This window comes from Burkholderia sp. Bp8986, from assembly GCF_003854225.1.
Lineage (GTDB): Bacteria > Pseudomonadota > Gammaproteobacteria > Burkholderiales > Burkholderiaceae > Burkholderia.
In genome coordinates, this window is sequence record NZ_QTQM01000059.1 from 16,467 (window position 1) to 35,441 (window position 18,975).

Sequence of the window (18,975 nt, forward strand, 5' to 3'; positions counted from 1 at the left end):
CATGCACGGCAAAAGCCTGCAGCCGGCCGAAGGCGGCCTGATTCCGATGCGAAATCTTCTCGACCCGTTCGTCCGGACCGGTCCGGGGAATTCGCTCTGCTTAGCCCTTTGCGATCATGGGGTACGACATGCAGGCAGAAACAAACGTATTGAAGGCGCCGCGCGGCGACCACGGTGCCATCGAGGCGCACTCGATCGACTTCGTCCCGGAAAGCGAGCGTACCGACCGGCTGGCCAGCCAGGGGCCGTTCTGGTTCGTCGGGAACTTCACGTTCTTCACGATGACGATCGGCTTCGTCGGGCCGAGCGTCGGTCTCGATTCGTTCTGGACCACCGTCTCGGGCACGCTCGGCATCATGTTCGGCACGCTGTTCATGGCGTTCCACGGCTCGCAGGGACCGCATCTCGGCTTGCCGCAGATGATCCAGTCGCGCGCGCAGTTCGGTTATCGCGGCGTCGTGCTCGTGCTGCTGGCGACGTTGTTCGTCTTCGCGGGCTTCAACATCGTCAACCTGGTATTGATGATGCAGGGCCTCAGGACGCTGTTCCATTGGGATCCGCTGCAGGTCGCGCTGGTCGTGACGGTGCCGGCCACGATCCTCGCGATCCTCGGACACGACTGGATGCACCGGACGTTCAAATGGTCGTTGTATCTTTCGCTGCCGCTTTACGGCCTCGTGACGCTGGCGGTGCTGGCCGGCTGGATCCATGACGCGCCGGCGGCGGCCGGTGCGCCGGTCGTGAAGCTGGGCTTCAACTGGACCGGCTTCATCGCGCAGTTCGCGGCGGCGGCCAGCTACAACATCGCGTATGCGCCGTACGTGTCGGACTATTCGCGCTACCTGCCGAAGAACACGCCGAGCGGCAGGCTGATCGCCGCGGTGTTCGTCGGGGCATCGCTGTCCGGCGCGTGGATGATCGCGGTGGGCGGATGGCTCGGTGCGCACCTGCATGCGACCGATGTGCTCGTCGCGCTCCACGGCGTGGGTGCCGGAATCGCGCCGCAGCTGGGCACGGCGGTCGTGGCCATCACGATCGTCGCGTTCCTGCCGGTGATCGCGATGAACATCTACAGCGCGAAGCTGACGGCCATCACCAGCGTGGACTCGTTCCGGAAGGTGGAGCCGACCGCGAAGGCACGGATCGCGGCGATCGTCTTCGTCGTGCTGCTGCAGTTCGGCGTCGCGATGCGCATCTACGCGTCCGGTTCCGGCCTGTCGGTGCTCAACATCTATCTGGTGGTGATGCTGTATTTCCTGGTGCCGTGGACGGCAGTCAACCTGACCGACTACTTCTTCGTGCGCAAGGGGCGTTACGCGGTACCGCATTTCTTTCGCCCGCGCGACAGCCTGTACGGGAACTGGGGCGGACGCGGCCTGCTTTCGTACCTGATCGGGTTCGTGTCGATGGTGCCGTTCTTCTGCATCTTCGACGGCGACCGCGAGGTCTATGTCGGCCCGCTCGCGAAGGCGATGGGCAGTGTCGACCTGGCCTGGCTGGTGGGGCTGATCGTCTCGGCGCTCGCGTACTACGTGCTGTGCCGGTCGCTCGACCTGCGGCGCGAGGAAGCGGAAATCGCGCACATCGAAGCGCACATGCCGGAGTTCACCACCGGCGAGAAAAAGCGCGGCTGACCCGGCACGCCAGGATCATTCATCGAGCAGGATAATCAAGATGACTAAATACTACGACTACATCATTGTGGGCGCCGGGTCGGCGGGATGCGTGCTGGCGAACCGCCTGACCGAGGATTCGAACGTCAGCGTGCTGGTTCTGGAGTACGGCGGAAGCGATCGCAGCGTGATCATCCAGATGCCGAGCGCGTTCTCGATGCCGATGAACACGAAGCGGTTCAACTGGCACTACGAGACGGCGCCGGAACGGAACCTGGACGGACGCCGCCTGCATTGCCCGCGCGGCAAGGTGCTCGGCGGCTCGTCGTCGATCAACGGCCTGGTCTACATTCGCGGGCATGCGTGCGATTTCGACGAATGGGAATCGCTCGGCGCGCGCGACTGGGGATACCGCAACTGCCTGCCGTATTTCCGCAAGGCCGAGAGCTACAAGTTCGGCGGCGACGAATATCGCGGCGCGGACGGCCCGCTGAGCACCAACAACGGCAACAACATGCAGAACCCGCTGTACGGCGCATGGGTGGAAGCGGGGGCCGAGGCCGGCTACATCAAGACCGACGATTGCAACGGCTACATGCAGGAAGGGTTCGGCGCGATGCACATGACGGTCAAGAACGGCGTTCGGTGGTCGACCGCGAACGCGTACCTGCGCCCGGCGATGCGGCGACCCAACCTGACCGTTCTCACCCATGCGATGACGCGCCGGATCGTGATGGAAGGCAAGCGCGCGGTCGGCGTGGTCTACGAGCAGGGCGGCGTCCAGCACACGGTACGCTGCACGCGCGAAGTGCTGGTGTCGTCGGGGCCGATCGGCTCGCCGCATCTGCTGCAGCGCTCGGGGATCGGGCCGGCCGACGTGTTGAACAAGGCAGGGATCGAGGTCGTGCACGACCTGCCGGGCGTCGGCGAGAATCTTCAGGATCACTCGGAAATCTACATTCAATACGAGTGCAAGGAGCCGGTGTCGCTCAACGGCAAGATGGGGCTGCTCGGCAAGGCGATGATCGGCCTGCGCTGGCTGCTGTTCAAGGACGGGTTGGGTGCCAGCAACCATTTCGAGGCAGGCGGGTTCATCCGTTCCGAAGCAGGGCTGCGCTGGCCCGACATCCAGTTCCACTTCCTGCCGGCGGCGATGCGTTACGACGGCGACAAGCCGTACAAGGGGCACGGCTTCATGGTGCTCACGGGGCCGAACAAGCCCAAGAGCCGCGGGCACGTTCGGGTTCGCTCCGCCGATCCGTACGAGCATCCGGAGATCCGGTTCAACTATCTCGACCGCGAGGAAGATCGCGAGGGGTTCCGTCGCTGCGTGCGCCTCACGCGCGAGATCGTCGGGCAGCCGGCCATGGATCGCTTCCGCGGCGTGGAGCTGGCACCCGGCCCGGACGTGACGACGGACGACGAGATCGATGCGTTCGTGCGTGCCAACATGGAAAGCACGATGCATCCGTGCGGCTCGTGCCGGATGGGCGAGGACGCGATGGCCGTGGTGGATTCGGAATTGCGCGTGCGCGGCGTTCAGGGCCTGCGCGTCATCGATTCGTCGGTGTTTCCGACCGAGCCGAACGGGAACCTGAACGCGCCGACCATCATGCTGGCTGAGCGGGCGGCCGATCTGGTGCGCGGGCGGAAGACGCTCGCGCCGTCCGATGCGTCGGTCGGCTTCGTCGAGAACTGGGAAGCGCAGCAGCGCACGGGCGTTCCCAAGCGCAAGGTGGCCGCTTAAGCGCGGCGCACGGCGGCGCGCGTTCGGCGGTCACGTCACCGATCGCGCGCCGCCTCCGGCGACACCGCGCCGCACGCGCGGATCACGAGCTGCACGACCTCTTCGGTCGTCTCGGCGAAAGCCTTCTGCGTGAGCGCGCGCTTGCCGCTCAGCGCGCGGATCTGCGCATCGAAATCCGCATAGTGCTGGGTGGTCGCCCAGATCAGGTACATCAATGCGTGCGGATCGATCGGCGCGAGCAGGCCGCGCGCGATCCAGCCTTCGATCACCTTCACGCGCGTGTCGAACCACGGCTTCACGCGCTCCGACAGGATGTCCTGCATGTGCGCGGCGCCGTGGATGATCTCGTTCGCCCAGACCTTCGAGCCGAGCGGGCGCCGTCGCGACAGATCCATCTTCGCGCGCACGTAGCTGGCGATCGCTTCGACCGGATCGTCGCCGGTCTCGAACGATCCGGCCGCGCGGTGCCAGTCTTCGAACAGGTCGTCGAGCACACGGCGGTACAGCGCAAGCTTCGTCGGGAAGTAGTAATGCAGGTTCGCCTTCGGCAGGCCCGCGCGCTCCGCGATCATCGCGGTGCTCGCGCCGTCGAGCCCGCGCTCCGCGAACACGGCTTCCGCGCAGGCCAGCAGATGCGCTTCGTTGGACTCGCGGATGTGTGCCTTGCGTCGCCGCAAAGGCGTGCCCGTTTCGTCGTCGCCGATGGTGTCGGCGGCCGCCTGGTCATGTCTCATCGTTGCCCTCGCGCGGCATGCATGCCGCGTTGGGCTTCATTCTAGCCGCTGGTTCGCATCGAACGCACGCGCTGGCCCACATCGGCACGCGCGGTGCTGCGATGCGGTGGCACGTTTCTCGCTCGATCGATTCACGCAAGAAAGACATTGCGCTGCGCATTTTGATCGTCTAAAACCTGTCCAATCGGACAGGATTCGACGAGCGGCGGAACGTAGTGCCAACCCTGACGCCGTTTGATCGGACGAATCGCGCGAACGATGCGCATCTGCACCTCGCAGGTGCGGGTTTGCCCCGACGGCTGCAATGCGCGCACCGGCATCGGCCGGGATGACGGCATGACCGACCCCACAGGAGCGATACGAATGGACACGGTATCGGAAACAGTGAAGCGGGCAGGATTCGACACGTCGATCAAGGTCGACGGCAGGCGGTTGTGGGACAGCCTGATGGAGGTCGCGAAGATCGGCGCCACGCCGAAAGGCGGCGTCTGCCGCCTCGCGCTGACCGATCTCGACAAGGCCGGCCGCGACCTGATCGTCGGCTGGGCGAAAGCCGCCGGCTGCGCGGTGACGGTCGATACGATGGGCAACGTGTTCATGCGCCGCGCGGGCCGCGTGGCCGACGCGGCGCCGGTCGTCACCGGGTCGCACGCGGACTCGCAGCCGACAGGCGGCCGCTTCGACGGCATCTACGGCGTGCTCGGCGGTCTCGAAGTGATTCGCACTCTGAACGACCGCGGCATCGAGACCGAACACCCGGTCGAGGTCGTGATCTGGACCAACGAGGAAGGCTCGCGCTTCGCGCCGGCGATGGTGGCGTCGGGCGTGTTCGCCGGCGTGTTTACGCTCGAGTACGGGCTGTCGCGCAAGGACGTCGACGGCAAGACGATCGGCGAGGAGCTCGCGCGCATCGGCTACGCGGGCGACGTGCCGTGCGGCGGCCGCAAGCTGCACGCGGCGTTCGAACTGCATATCGAGCAGGGGCCGATTCTCGAGGCCGAGTGCAAGACGATCGGCGTCGTGACGGACGCGCAGGGGCAGCGCTGGTACGAGATCACGTTCACCGGCCAGGAAGCGCACGCGGGGCCGACGCCGATGCCGCGCCGCCGCGACGCGCTGCTCGGGGCGTCGCGCGTGGTGGATCTCGTCAACCGGATCGGCCTCGATCATGCGCCGTTCGGCTGCGCGACGGTCGGGATGATGCAGGTTCACCCGAACTCGCGCAACGTGATTCCGGGCCGCGTGTTCTTCACCGTCGATTTCCGTCATCCGGACGACGCCGTGCTCGCGAAGATGGACGCCGCGCTGCGCGACGGCGTCGCGCGCATCGCGGGCGAGATCGGGCTCGAAACCGAGCTCGAGCAGATTTTCTACTACGAGCCGGTCGCGTTCGATCCGGCCTGCGTGGCGGCCGTGCGCGACGCGGCCGAGCGCTTCGGCTACTCGCATCGCGACATCGTGTCGGGTGCGGGGCACGATGCGTGCTACCTGGCGCAGGTGGCGCCGACGTCGATGGTGTTCGTACCCTGCGTCGACGGCATCAGCCACAACGAGATCGAGGACGCGACGCCTGCGTGGATCGAGGCCGGCGCGAACGTGCTGCTGCACGCGATGCTGTCGCGTGCCTGCGAGCCGGCTTCATGACGGACGGGATATAGCGCGGCCGGCAGGCTGCGCACTGCGTGACATTGGCATTCCAAAGCATGACCGCCCCGACTGTGCATTCGCAGCCGGCGGGGACGGCTTTGTCTCCACCCAGTCGAAGGAACGCGTATGACCACCCAGCCAACCGGCGATATCGCCGCGCATCGCCTGTCGTCCACGCAACTCTCGTGCGAATTCGCCGATATCGCGCCGCTGCTCGATCCGACTGCCGCCGCGGCCGCCGCCAGCCGCTGCCACTACTGCTACGACGCGCCGTGCGTGCAGGCCTGCCCGACGCAGATCGACATCCCGGGCTTCATCCGCAAGATCGGCAACGGCAACCTGAAGGGCGCCGCGACCGACATCCTGTCCGCGAATCCGCTCGGCGGGATGTGCGCACGCGTGTGCCCGACCGAGATCCTGTGCGAAGGCGCGTGCGTGCGCAATCACCAGGATGCGCAGCCGGTCGCGATCGGCGCGCTGCAGCGCCACGCGACCGACTGGGCGACGGCGAGCGGCGCGGTGCGCTTCACGCGTGCGCCCGATACGGGGCGGCACGTCGCGGTGGTCGGCGCGGGGCCGGCCGGGCTCGCGTGCGCGCACCGGCTCGCGCTCGCCGGGCATCGCGTCACGCTGTTCGATGCGCGACCGAAGGCGGGCGGCCTGAACGAATACGGGATCGCCGCGTACAAGACCGTCGACGATTTCGCGCAGCGCGAAGTCGAGTGGTTGCTGTCGGTCGGCGGCATCGCGCTGGAGACGGGCGTCGCGCTCGGCCGCGACGTGACGCTCGACGCGCTGCGCGAGCGGCACGACGCGGTGTTTCTCGCGATGGGCCTCGGCGGCGTGCGCACGCTCGCGATCGACGGCGAGCAATTGACCGGCGTGATGAACGCGGTCGACTTCATCGAGCAGGTGCGCCAGGCCGACGCGCTGGAGAACGTGCCGGTCGGGCGGCGCGTGGTCGTGATCGGCGGCGGCAATACGGCGATCGACGCGTCCGTGCAGAGCCGCAAGCTCGGCGCGCAGCGCGTGACGATGGTGTACCGGCGCGGCGCGGACGCGATGAGCACGACCTGGGCCGAACGCGAATTCGCGCAGAAGTGCGGCGTCACGCTCGTCACGCACGCAAAACCGGTGCGCATCGCGGGCGCGAACGGGCACGTGACGGGCGTCGAATTCGAGGCCGCGTCGGGTGAGCGCTTCACCGTCGATGCGGACATGGTGCTGAAGGCGATCGGCCAGACGCTGGTGCCGGACGGTGTCGCGGCCACGCTGCTGACCGAGGACGGGTCGCGCATCGCGGTCGACGCGGACGGGCGCACGGCCTTGCCCGACGTGTGGGCCGGCGGCGATTGCGCGGCGACGGGCGGCATCGACCTGACGGTGCAGGCCGTGCAGGACGGCAAGCGCGCGGCGGCCGCGATCGACGCGGCGCTCGCGCAGCGCGACGCCCGGGCCGCGTGAGCGCGCGATACGCACCTGCACCGCGGACCTCGTGCGCACCACGATAAACGCTCTCACCGACACGGAGCCGAACATGGCCGACCTTCGCTGCACCATCGCAGGCATCACTTCGCCGAATCCGTTCTGGCTGGCCTCCGCGCCGCCGACCGACAAGGCATACAACGTCAACCGCGCATTCGAGGCGGGCTGGGGCGGCGTCGTGTGGAAGACGCTCGGGCTCGATCCGCACGTCGTCAACGTCAGCTCGCGCTACGGCGCGGTGCAGTGGAACGGCCAGCGGATCGCGGGGCTGAACAACATCGAGCTGATCACCGACCGGCCGCTCGACGTGAACCTGAAGGAGATCGCGCAGGTGAAGCGCGACTGGCCCGACCGCGCGCTGATCGTGTCGCTGATGGTGCCGTGCAACGAGCGCGACTGGAAATGGATCCTGCCGCTCGTCGAGGATACGGGCGCCGATGCGGTCGAGCTGAACTTCGGCTGCCCGCACGGGATGAGCGAGCGCGGGATGGGCGCGGCGGTCGGCCAGGTGCCGGAATACGTCGAGATGGTCACGCGCTGGGTCAAGGAAGGCACGAAGCTGCCGTGTCTCGTGAAACTCACGCCGAACATCAGCGACATCCGGATGGGCTCGCGCGCCGCGTACAAGGGCGGCGCGGACGGCGTGTCGCTGATCAACACGATCAACTCGATCGTCGCGGTGGATCTCGACCAGATGGCGCCGATGCCGACCGTCGACGGCAAGGGCACGCACGGCGGCTATTGCGGCCCGGCGGTCAAGCCGATCGCGCTGAACATGGTCGCCGAGATCGCGCGCGACCCGGAGACGCCGAACCTGCCGATCTCCGGCATCGGCGGGATTTCGTCGTGGCGCGACGCGGCCGAGTTCATGGTGCTCGGCGCCGGCAGCGTGCAGGTGTGCACCGCCGCGATGCATTACGGATTCCGGATCGTGTCGGATCTCGTCGACGGGCTGTCGAACTGGATGGACGAGAAGGGCTACGCGACGCTCGACGACATACGCGGCCGCGCGGTGCCGAACGTCACCGACTGGAAATACCTGAACCTGAAGTACGACATCAAGGCGCGCATCGACCAGGACCGCTGCATCCAGTGCGGGCTGTGCCATATCGCATGCGAGGACACGTCGCACCAGGCAATCACCGCATTGAAGGACGGCGTGCGGCATTTCGAAGTGGTGGACGCGGCGTGCGTCGGGTGCAATCTTTGCATGCATGTGTGTCCGGTCGAGCAATGCATCACGATGGAGCGGGTCGATGCGGGCGACTACGCGAACTGGACCACGCATCCGAACAACCCGGCGCGGGCTGATGCGGGTGCGAGCCCGGCGGAACCCGCGAAACACGAGAAGCACGCGAAGGCGGCCTGACCGACGTCCGGCGGCGCGGTATCGCCCGCGCTGCCGCTTGTGTCCTGTTCTGCCGGCATCGCACGATGCCGGCGTCGACGTTTACGTGGAGCGCATTCGATGAAACCAGCAGCGATTCCCGCCGAACCCGACAGCGCCGCGGCGCCGGCCGGCAGCCTGTACAACGACGACCTCGCGCCGACGACGGCGGCGCAGCGCACGTGGCGCTGGTATCACTTCGCCGCGCTGTGGGTCGGGATGGTGATGAACATCGCGTCGTATATGCTCGCGGCCGGGCTGATCCAGGAAGGCATGTCGCCGTGGCAGGCGGTGCTGACGGTGTTGCTCGGCAACCTGATCGTGCTCGTGCCGATGCTGTTGATCGGTCATGCGGGTGCGAAGCACGGGATTCCGTACGCGGTGCTCGTGCGGGCGTCGTTCGGCACGCAGGGCGCGAAGCTGCCCGCGCTGTTGCGCGCGATCGTCGCGTGCGGCTGGTACGGCATCCAGACCTGGCTCGGCGGCAGCGCGATCTACACGCTGCTCAACATCCTGACCGGCAACGCGCTGCACGGCGCCGCGCTGCCGCTCGTCGGCATCTCGCTCGGGCAGCTCGCGTGCTTCCTCGTGTTCTGGGCGCTGCAGCTGTACTTCATCCTGCACGGCACCGATTCGATCCGCTGGCTCGAAAGCTGGTCCGCGCCGATCAAGGTCGTGATGTGCGTCGCGCTCGTGTGGTGGGCGACGTCGCAGGCGGGCGGCGTCGGCTCGATGCTGTCGGCGCCGTCGCAGTTCGTCGCGGGCGGCAAGAAGGCCGGGCTGTTCTGGGCGACGTTCTGGCCGGGCCTGACCGCGATGGTCGGCTTCTGGGCGACGCTCGCGTTGAACATTCCCGACTTCACGCGCTTCGCGCATTCGCAGCGCGACCAGATGATCGGGCAGTCGATCGGGCTGCCGCTGCCGATGGCGCTGCTGTCGGTGGTGTCGGTCGTCGTGACGTCGGCCACCGTCGTGATCTACGGCAACGCGATCTGGGATCCGATCGACCTGACGAGCCGGATGACCGGCATCGGCGTGGGCATCGCGCTCGTGATCCTCACGCTCGACACGATGTGCTGCAACCTCGCGGCGAACCTCGTCGGCCCCGCATACGATTTCTCGAGCCTGTGGCCGAAGGCGATCTCGTATCGCGCCGGCGGGATGATCACCGCGACGATCGCGATCGTGATGATGCCGTGGAAGATCCTCGCGACGACGGACGGCTACATCTTCACCTGGCTCGTCGGCTATTCGGCGCTGCTCGGGCCGGTCGCGGGCATCCTGATGGTCGACTACTTCCTGATTCGCGGCACGCGGCTCGATACGCGCGCGCTGTTCGACGAGCGCGGCGACTTCAGCTATGCGCGCGGCTGGAACCCGGCCGCACTGGCGGCGCTCGCCATCGGCGTGCTGCCGAACCTGCCCGGCTTCCTGCACACCGCGTTCCCGGCGTCGTTTCCGAACGTGCCGGCGTTCTTCAACACGCTTTACACGTATGCGTGGTTCGTCGGCCTCGTGCTGGCGTCCGGCGTGTACGGCACCTGGATGAAGTGGCGTGCGGCGCAGCGCGCGCAGATCGCGAACGCGTGATGCGCGAACGCATGCGGCACCCGACAGTCAACGAGGAGGCAACGACATGGCAATCCTGATTCGCGGCGGCACCGTGGTCGATGCGGACCGCACTTATCGCGCGGACGTACTGTGTGCCGACCCGCAGGACGGCGGCACGATCCTGCAGATCGCCGAGACGATCGACGCGCCGGCCGGCGCGACGGTGGTCGACGCGCACGACCAGTACGTGATGCCGGGCGGCATCGATCCGCATACGCACATGGAACTGCCGTTCATGGGCACGACGGCGAGCGACGATTTCTATTCGGGTACGGCCGCGGGGCTGTCGGGCGGCACGACGAGCATCATCGACTTCGTGATCCCGAGCCCGAAGCAGCCGCTGATGGACGCGTTTCACGAATGGCGCGGCTGGGCCGAGAAGGCGGCCGCCGACTACGGCTTCCACGTGGCCGTCACGTGGTGGGACGAATCGGTGCACCGCGACATGGGCACGCTCGTGCGCGAGCACGGCGTGTCGAGCTTCAAGCACTTCATGGCGTACAAGAACGCGATCATGGCCGACGACGAGGTGCTCGTGAACAGCTTCTCGCGTTCGCTCGAGCTCGGCGCGCTGCCGACCGTGCACGCGGAGAACGGCGAGCTCGTGTTCCAGTTGCAGAAGGCGCTGCTCGCGCGCGGGATGACGGGGCCGGAGGCGCATCCGCTGTCGCGCCCGCCGGAGGTCGAAGGCGAGGCCGCGAACCGTGCGATCCGCATCGCGCAGGTGCTCGGCGTGCCGGTGTATATCGTGCACGTGTCGTCGAAGGACGCGGTCGATGCGATCACGCGCGCGCGCAGCGAGGGGCTGCGCGTGTTCGGCGAAGTGCTGCCGGGCCATCTGGTGATCGACGAGGCCGTGTATCGCGACCCGGACTGGACGCGTGCGGCCGCGCACGTGATGAGCCCGCCGTTCCGCTCGGCCGCGCATCGCGAAGCGCTGTGGCGCGGGCTGCAGGCCGGGCAGCTGCAGACGACGGCGACCGATCACTGCGTGTTCTGCGCGTCGCAGAAGGCGATGGGCCGCGAGGACTTCACGAAGATCCCGAACGGCTGCGGCGGCGTCGAGGACCGCATGTCGGTGCTGTGGCATCACGGCGTGAATCAAGGCCGCATCACGCCGAACGAGTTCGTGCGGATCACGTCGACGAACGCCGCGCAGATCTTCAACCTGTATCCGCGCAAGGGGGCGGTGCAGGTCGGCGCCGATGCCGACCTGGTCGTATGGGACCCGGCCGCGACGAAGACGATCTCGGTGAAGACCCATCACCAGCAGGTCGACTTCAACGTGTTCGAAGGGATGACGGTGCAGGGCGTCGCGACCCACACGCTCACGCGTGGGGCGCTCGCGTGGGCCGACGGCGAGCTGCGTGCCGTGCGCGGTGCGGGGCGTTACCTGAAGCGGCCGCCCGCGGCCGGCTACTACGAGGCCGCGCGCATCGCGAACCGGCTGCGCGAGCCGCATCCGGTCGAGCGCGCCGGCTGAACGCGCATGAAACCGGCTCGAGGCCGGTTCGCAACGGGTTCGCAACGGGCTCGAAACGGGCTCGAAACGGGCTCGAAACGGGCACACGCGCTGCGCAGTCAGCGCGCGTCGACGGTGTTTGCCTCGCGGATCGGAATCACGGTGCGCGCGCCGCACTGGCGCAGCAGGTCGCGCAGCTCGTTGATGACCGGAAACACCTCGTGGTTCCAGTCGGCGCCTTGCCGGTCGTGCGCTTCCTGCTCGCGCTCGACGATCCAGCGATCCTCGCGGAAGATCCGCTCGGTGAACCAGACCAGCAGCGGCCACGCGAGATCGAGCGCGAACGGGATGCCCGGCTTGTGGATCGACAGCAGTCCGAACGTGCGGTTGGTGCGCTGTTGCGCGTCGAGCGGCACGTAGACGATCCACAGGTCCATCACGAGCGTGCCTTCGCTCGAGCGGATCTGCAGCGTCTGGTACGGGTAGCCCGTGCGCACCGTCATCACGCTCTTGTCGGCCTGGTCGGTCGGTTTCTTGCTGGCGCCGAACACGAGCGCCTCGCCGACCGGCTGCTTGCCTTCCATGCGTGCGAACGTGTAGTCGACCTCGACCCAGTCGTCGCCGCGGCGGCGGCCGAGCGCCCGCGCCCGCATCTGCCCCATTTGCTTGCGATGCAGGAACTGATGGTTCATGTCCATCAGGTTCTCGTGCATGAACGAGTAGTGGCACTTGACCTCGCGACCGAAGCGGCGCGTCTTGTACGCGGGATCGTCCGCCGATTCCAGCGCGGGGAACGGGCGTTCGTCCGCGAGCGTCGCGTCGCCGGGGAACACGAAGATCAGCCCGTGCGCCTCGCGGCACGGATACGCGCGCACGCCGTTGGGCAGGCGCTCGCGGCCGAGGTACGGCACGTCGACACAGCGGCCGCTGTCACACGCGTAGGTCCAGCCGTGGTAGCAGCAGCGCAGCGTTTCGCCGCTCACGACGCCCGCATGCAGCGGCACCTGGCGGTGCGCGCAACGATCTTCGAGCGCGTAGACGGCGCCGGATTCGGTGCGCACGAGCACGATCGGATCGCCGGCGAAGCGCACGCCGAGCGTCTTGCCGCGCTTGAGTTCGCGCGACCACGCGAGCGGATACCAGTGATCGGGATGGATGGGCACGCGGCGCAGGTCGCGCACGATCGAGCCGCCGGACGGTTCTTCGAGAGCACTGCTGTCAGACAAAGGCACTGCGCGCATGCGTGACGCCTCCTGGCTGGCTGGAGAGTTCCGAGCGCCGCGCGGTGCGCGGCGGGGGACTGATCTGGAGAAGTCTACGCGAAGTTTGCCCGCGAAGCTGACCCGATGCGGGTTTGCCCGGCCCGGACAGCATGCGTTTCGTTGATGCAGCGCAAACGCGGCCGGCGGCGCGGGCCGGCCGGGTCAGCGCGCACACCGGCCGCCGCGGCGCCGGCGGTCCCTCACAGGCCCGCGTCGCGCCACAGCACCGCGTCGGCGCGGTACAGCGCCGGAAAGCGCTGCTTCAGCCCGGCGACCTTCGGCAGGTCGTTGAACGCGATGTACGGCGCGTCGGGATGCAGCTCGAGGTAGTTCTGGTGATACGCCTCCGCCGGATAGAAGCCCTTGTACGGCTCGACGCGCGTGACGACGGGCGCCGGGAACGTGTGCGCGGTGCCCAGCTGCGCGATGTAGGCGGTCGCGACCGCGCGCTGCTGCGCGGTGGTCGGGAAGATCGCGGAGCGGTATTGCGGCCCTTCGTCGGGCCCCTGACGGTTGAGTTCGGTCGGGTCGTGCGCGACCGAGAAGAACACCTGCAGCAACCGGCCGTAGGTGACCTGCGTCGGGTCGTAGACGATGCGCACCGATTCCGCATGGCCCGTCAGCCCGCTGCCGACCAGCGCGTAGTGCGCGGTTTCGGAGGCGCCGCCCGCGTAGCCGGCCGTGACCTGCTTCACGCCCTTCACGTGCTCGAACACGCCCTGCACGCCCCAGAAGCAGCCGCCGGCGAGCACGGCCGTTTCCTCATGGGAGGCGCCCGGGGTTTCGTCGAGCGTCGGCGCGGGCACGGTGCGCATCGGTTCCGCGGAACTGACGACGCGCTGGTAGCCGAACACGGCGGCGGCCGCGAGGGCGATCGCGCCGATGCGGCGCAGCATGGCCGCCCGTCGCCGCGGTGTGGAATCGCGAGTGGATGTCGGAATCATGAGTTGCTCCTTCGAAATGCGGGACGGAATGAGGTGGACGCGAGGCGGACGGGAGGCGGCGCGCGTGACGGCGTCCGCCGCTGCGTGCGCGTTCAGCCGAACGTAAACGCATAGGCATCGACGCCGGGATCGAGAAACTCGATCGAGAACGTGCGGTCGGCGATCGTGCCCGGCTGCCGGACGAGCTGGTACAGGCGCTGGCCGGTGACGGTGCCGTAGCCCTGCGCATCGACGTCCGTGCCGTGTGCCGCGCCGGGCGCCGCGCCGTCGAGCGTCACGCGAAAGCGCACCGGCCTGCCGTTCGCGCCCGGGCCGAGCACGAGGTGCAGGTCGCGCGCATGGAAGCGGTAGACGATCCGGCCGGCCGGCGCGGCGAGCGTCGCGCGCTCCGCACCGACCTGCCAGGTGCCGGCGAGGCCCCAGTCGTTCAGGTCGGGGTGCGCGGGCGCGTCGTAACGGTGTGCCGCGTCGCGCACGACGCCGCCGGGCGACGTGAAGTCGTCCGCGCGCGCATAGCCGACGTAGGTTTCGGGCGAGCGGACGTCCGCGCTGTCGGCCGCCGCGAGCGCGCCCTTCGCGGGGGCGCCGGCGAGCCCGAGCGGCACGTTCAGCGCTTCCGGGTGGCCGGCTTCGGCGAGCAGCGACTGGATCGCGCGTTCCGACTGCGCGTATTCGCCTTCGCCGAAGTGGTGGTGGCGGATCCGCCCTTGCGCGTCGACGAAGTAGTGCGCGGGCCAGTATTCGTTGCCGAACGCGCGCCAGATCGCATAGCCGTTGTCGATCGCGACCGGGTAGTCGATGCCCAGGTCGTGCACGGCCTTCTTCACGTTGCCGATGTCGCGCTCGAACGCGAACTCCGGCGCGTGCACGCCGATCACGACGAGGCCGTACGGCGCGTACTTGCGCGCCCAGGCGGCCGTGTACGGCAGCGTGCGCAGGCAGTTGATGCACGAATACGTCCAGAAATCGACGAGCACGACCTTGCCGCGCAGGCCGGCCGCGTTCAGCGGCGGCGAATTCAGCCACTGCACGGCGCCGTCGAGCGACGGCAGCGTGCCTTCGACGGGCAGCGCGGCCGGTGCCTGCGGCGCCGGCGTCGTGCCGGCGGTGCGCATCATCGCGGCGCCGGCCGCCGGTGCATCACCGGACGTCGCGGCCATCATGGCGCTGGCGGGCGCGGCACCGTTGCCGCCGGCGGTATCGCTGGTCGCGGACGTCGCCGCCGGCGCGCCATGCGAGCGGCCGCCGAGCCGGTCGACGAGCTTCGTCTCGAGGCCGCCCGTCGTGACGGTCGACAACTGCGCGAGCGCCCCCGTGTCGAGGCCGAGCGCGATCGCGCCGACGCCGGCCAGCAGCGCCGCGCCGATCCCGCGCTTGATCCATTCGCCGGCGCCGAGCGAGCGCTTCATCGCGGCGAACACCTTGCCGCCGATCACGAGCGCGACGCCGAGCGACGTCGCCGCGCCGGCCGCATACGCAACCAGCAGCAACGTCGTGCCGACGCTCGCGCCGCGCAGCGCGGCGCCGGTCAGCACGAGCCCGAGGATCGGACCCGCGCACGGGGCCCACAGCAGGCCGGTCGCGACGCCGAGCAGCAGCGAAGACGCGGGGCCGGCCGGGCGGCCGTCGCGCTGCGCGAACCCGGTGAGGCGGTTGCCGGCCGCGACGAGCGGGCGCGTCAGGTGCTCGGCGAAGCGCGGCAGCAGCAGCGTCAGGCCGAACACCGCGAGCAGCACGATGGCGAGCCAGCGGCCGGCCTGGTTGGCCTGCGCGACCCAGCCGCCGCCGACGGCGGCGAGCGTCGCGACGACGGCGAACGTGAGCGCCATGCCGATCAGCAGCGGCAGGCCGGTACGCACGAACGGCTGGTCGGCCCGCGCGAACACGAACGGCAGCACGGGCAGGATGCACGGGCTCAGGATCGTGAGCACGCCGCCGAGATAGGCGAGGACGATGAGCAGCATGGAGCGGTCTCCGGTCGTTCAGGAAGGCGGCGGCCCGTCAGGCGGCGGCCGGGTGGAAGGCGAGCGCGAGCCCGTTCATGCAGTAGCGCAGGCCGGTAGGCGGCGGGCCGTCGTCGAACACGTGGCCGAGATGGCCGCCGCAGCGGCGGCAGTGCACTTCGGTGCGCGACATCCCGTACGACGGATCGAGCGCGGTCGCGACCGCGTGGTCGAGCGGCTTCCAGAAGCTCGGCCAGCCGGTGTGGCTGTCGAACTTGGTGTCCGACGAGAACAGCGCGAGGTCGCAGCCGGCGCACGCGAACGTGCCGTGGCGGTGCTCGCCGTTCAGCGGGCTGCTGTACGGCGGCTCGGTGCCGGCGTTGCGCAGCACCGTGTATTGGGCGGGCGTGAGGCGGCGGTGCCATTCGGCGTCGCTGCGGGTGATCTCGAACGGGGCGGCCGTCGGTCCGGCGGCGGGCGGCGCGGCGAACGCGCGGCCGACCAGCGCACGGCGGCCCGTCGACGACAGCGCCGCGAGTGCCGCAAGGCCGGTCGCGCCGGCGAACAGCAGATGTCTGCGGGTGGGCATGATGGGCTCCTGGAAGCAGGTCCTGAAAACATGCGCACAGAGTAGGTGGCGGGCGGTGTCGAAGTCCTCACGGAAAGTTAAATGAATCGTGATATCTGGGGTGTTCCATAGGGGGCGGTGGAATCCGTCGATGCTCCAACTGGCAAAAGCCTTCGAACGAGTGAGCCGCCGATATTTACCGAGCACCGGTTCACGCCACGATTTTTAGTGTTTTTTTAGGCAGTATGACTTCGCGTGAGGTAGAGGGCTGGCCTGCGGTGGGGAAGCAAACGCGGGTTAGCATTGCTGCCAGAGCCGCACGGTGTGGACGGTGCCACACCCGGCACTTTCCCGCACGGAGGCCAGCATGGGACACGATAGCACGCTGTACGTCGGTCTGGATGTTCACAAGGACTCGATCACGGTCGCGTACGCGCTCGGCTCGAACGAGGTGGAACTGCTTGGCAGAATCGGGACGACGCAGACGGACATCGATCGGCTGTGCAAACGTCTGCAATCCAAAGCACACTGTATACGCGTCGTCTATGAAGCGGGCCCGTGCGGATATGGGCTCTACCGTCAGCTCGCGAAAAAGGGATTTGACTGCATGGTGTGCGCACCGTCACTGATTCCTAGAAAACCTGGCGAGCGCGTCAAGACCGACCGACGCGACGCAGTCAAGTTGGCGCGGTTGCTTTGTACCGGCGACCTGTCAGCAGTGTACGTGCCTACCATAGACGATGAAGCGTTTCGCGATCTGGCACGTGCGTGGGTGAGCGCCAAAGACGATATGAAGCGTGCGCGGCAACGGCTAAAGGCCTTCCTGCTGTCGCATGGCGTGCGCTATACGGGCCGGGCCGACTGGGGGCCTGCGCACCGGCGCTGGCTGAGCGCATTTTCGTTCGACAACCTTTGGCAGCAACTGGCGCTTGACGAGCTTCGACGCGCAATCGAGGACCGGCTCGCGCAGTGTGATCGGCTCGAGGTTGCGCTGCGCGAGGCGGTGGCCAACTGGCGTTTTTATCCTGCTGTACTGGGCTTACAGGCCATGCGCGGTGTGCAGTTCACTACGGCAGTGGGCATGCTCGCCGAATTGGGCGATCTTTCACGCTTCGCGCACCCGCGCCAGTTGATGGCCTGGCTTGGCGTTACTCCGTCAGAACATTCCTCCGGCAACAAACGTCGCCAGGGCAGCATCACCAAAACGGGTAACGGCTATGCAAGAAAGTTGTTAGTCGAGGCCGCCTGGAGCTACCGGCACCCGGCACGTGTGAGCCCCGAGATCCAGCGGCGACATGAGGGTCTTCCCAAGCCCATCATAGATCGCGCCTGGGACGCGCAGACACGACTGTGCCGGCGTTATCGCAAGCTCGTCGCTCACGGAAAGGAAAAGAACATCGGTGTGGTCGCGGTCGCCCGCGAGCTCGGTGGGTTCATCTGGGACATCAGCCGGTTGGCGATGTCGCTCGCCGTACCGCGCGAGGTGCATGTGGCGTAATGCAGAGCCTGAGTCCCCTTGACCTCACTTTAACCATTGGATGAAGAGTTTCCTGAAGGCGGCGTAGCCCGGCACGCGAGTAACCCGCGAGAACACTACGCAACGGAGAACATCCGACTTGCGAATTTAGATGGCGGCAGGCTCGTTGGGCGGACCTCTGTAATGCGGTAATCAACCCGCGAATATCAGTGTGATCCACCGTCGAGTTTTACTGCTACGTCGCCCTCAGGAAATTCGTGTGACATGTACTCGAGAAGCTGAAAACCGATCCCCATTGACACGCGAAGTCATATCAGTGTTCGTCGAATTGCGTGGCTAATCCGGACTTTGGCTTGCCGATCAAATCGGACTGGGAAACGAGCGTTGCTTGACTGCGGTCGCGAATCACACCGAGCGTCTGATGCGCATTGATAGACAGATGAGTTTGCAAGCTGGCGCGACCGGCGTGTGGGGCGCGTGTGGATGCGGAAGTTTGACAGTTTTTACGTCGAAACTTCAGGGGGCGAGTTAGGACGTGCGCGGTTGTGCAGTGAAAGGGGGCACGGCGCGCTCCGCCGAAGTGGTCCATGTCGAGGCAGGATCCGGCGGAATGAAGGGGAACATAGTAAGGGCTATGTTACCCTTCATTTCGGGACATCGAGCGGACGGCCCAGGCTCGTGTGGCTCACACGACTAAAGTTGAGTCGAGGCCCGGCTGCCGGTGGCGGGTAGAGGGGCGGCAGGAGACGCGGCACGAGACGATTCCGTAGTCCGCGCAGGTCGGCCGGGCAGATTCGGCTGGAGAAACAGTCAGGTTGTGGGACACCGGAAGCCGGACCACGTAGTCAGCGCGAGTGATGACGCCCGCACCGGCCCGCTGGTTGTGTGAGCGCTGGCCGGGCGGAAGACGTTCGCGATTGCTCTTGGCGAGCGTGTCCGCGACAGGTGTAAGCCGGAGTTCATTGGTGGGCTGCCCGTCGCAGGCGTTGGTGGGGCGGAGGCCAGCGATTTGCGTGTGTGTTGATGTCCACGCAGAACTGACCCACCTGAGGCTGTAGTTTTCATCGAATTTTGACCCACGTGATTGAATGCCCT

14 protein-coding genes are annotated in these 18,975 nt (G+C 67.5%); 8 read left to right on the forward strand and 6 right to left on the reverse strand.

Annotation, left to right across the window (positions count from 1 at the left end):
• Window positions 1–128 precede the first annotated feature (128 nt).
• Together DID99_RS33245 and betA are read left to right on the forward strand one after the other, a co-directional pair.
• Complete coding sequence (locus DID99_RS33245) at window positions 129–1,634, forward strand: cytosine permease (RefSeq protein ID WP_221623068.1); 1,506 nt, start codon at window positions 129–131, stop codon at window positions 1,632–1,634.
• A gap of 40 nt (window positions 1,635–1,674) precedes the next feature.
• Complete coding sequence (betA, locus tag DID99_RS33250; RefSeq protein WP_124488507.1) at window positions 1,675–3,360, forward strand: choline dehydrogenase; 1,686 nt, start codon at window positions 1,675–1,677, stop codon at window positions 3,358–3,360.
• 35 nt (window positions 3,361–3,395) lie between these two features.
• Here betA and DID99_RS33255 read toward each other — a convergent pair whose 3' ends face one another.
• Window positions 3,396–4,094: a TetR/AcrR family transcriptional regulator gene (locus DID99_RS33255; protein WP_124488508.1), complete on the reverse strand. Its 699-nt coding sequence runs from the start codon at window positions 4,092–4,094 to the stop codon at window positions 3,396–3,398.
• A 131-nt stretch (window positions 4,095–4,225) separates the two neighbouring features.
• Window positions 4,226–4,465, reverse strand: a complete 240-nt coding sequence (locus DID99_RS37480) for a hypothetical protein (RefSeq protein ID WP_185641032.1) — start codon at window positions 4,463–4,465, stop codon at window positions 4,226–4,228.
• On the opposite strand from DID99_RS37480, the gene DID99_RS33265 reads away from it, so the two are divergent.
• From DID99_RS33265 to hydA, 5 genes are all read left to right on the forward strand, one after another.
• Window positions 4,458–5,738 carry a Zn-dependent hydrolase gene (locus DID99_RS33265; protein WP_044847208.1) on the forward strand — a complete coding sequence of 427 codons (1,281 nt, stop codon included), beginning with the start codon at window positions 4,458–4,460 and terminating at the stop codon, window positions 5,736–5,738. The genes DID99_RS37480 and DID99_RS33265 overlap by 8 nt on opposite strands.
• A 129-nt stretch (window positions 5,739–5,867) precedes the next feature.
• A complete protein-coding gene (locus DID99_RS33270; protein ID WP_124668393.1) occupies window positions 5,868–7,205 on the forward strand; it encodes an NAD(P)-dependent oxidoreductase in 1,338 nt (445 codons plus the stop codon).
• Between the two features lie 73 nt (window positions 7,206–7,278).
• Window positions 7,279–8,595, forward strand: coding sequence for an NAD-dependent dihydropyrimidine dehydrogenase subunit PreA (gene preA / locus DID99_RS33275; protein WP_124488510.1), 1,317 nt, complete (start codon window positions 7,279–7,281; stop codon window positions 8,593–8,595).
• 99 nt (window positions 8,596–8,694) lie between these two features.
• On the forward strand, window positions 8,695–10,203 hold the full coding sequence (locus DID99_RS33280) for an NCS1 family nucleobase:cation symporter-1 (RefSeq protein WP_044847211.1): 1,509 nt from the start codon (window positions 8,695–8,697) through the stop codon (window positions 10,201–10,203).
• A gap of 46 nt (window positions 10,204–10,249) precedes the next feature.
• The gene (hydA, locus tag DID99_RS33285) at window positions 10,250–11,707 is read left to right on the forward strand and encodes a dihydropyrimidinase (protein ID WP_124488511.1); all 1,458 of its coding nucleotides are present in this window, start codon (window positions 10,250–10,252) and stop codon (window positions 11,705–11,707) included.
• A 98-nt stretch (window positions 11,708–11,805) separates the two neighbouring features.
• Here hydA and DID99_RS33290 read toward each other — a convergent pair whose 3' ends face one another.
• From DID99_RS33290 to msrB, 4 genes are all read right to left on the reverse strand, one after another.
• Window positions 11,806–12,927 carry an aromatic ring-hydroxylating dioxygenase subunit alpha gene (locus tag DID99_RS33290; protein ID WP_124488512.1) on the reverse strand — a complete coding sequence of 374 codons (1,122 nt, stop codon included), beginning with the start codon at window positions 12,925–12,927 and terminating at the stop codon, window positions 11,806–11,808.
• A 221-nt stretch (window positions 12,928–13,148) separates the two neighbouring features.
• A complete protein-coding gene (gene msrA, locus DID99_RS33295) occupies window positions 13,149–13,892 on the reverse strand; it encodes a peptide-methionine (S)-S-oxide reductase MsrA (RefSeq protein WP_124488513.1) in 744 nt (247 codons plus the stop codon).
• A 92-nt stretch (window positions 13,893–13,984) separates the two neighbouring features.
• Window positions 13,985–15,856, reverse strand: a complete 1,872-nt coding sequence (locus tag DID99_RS33300; protein ID WP_124488514.1) for a cytochrome c biogenesis protein DipZ — start codon at window positions 15,854–15,856, stop codon at window positions 13,985–13,987.
• A 37-nt stretch (window positions 15,857–15,893) separates the two neighbouring features.
• Entirely contained in the window at window positions 15,894–16,424 is a 531-nt protein-coding gene (gene msrB / locus DID99_RS33305; RefSeq protein ID WP_124523197.1) for a peptide-methionine (R)-S-oxide reductase MsrB, read from the reverse strand.
• A 346-nt stretch (window positions 16,425–16,770) separates the two neighbouring features.
• On the opposite strand from msrB, the gene DID99_RS33310 reads away from it, so the two are divergent.
• Complete coding sequence (locus tag DID99_RS33310; RefSeq protein WP_124522635.1) at window positions 16,771–17,901, forward strand: IS110 family transposase; 1,131 nt, start codon at window positions 16,771–16,773, stop codon at window positions 17,899–17,901.
• Window positions 17,902–18,975 lie beyond the last annotated feature (1,074 nt).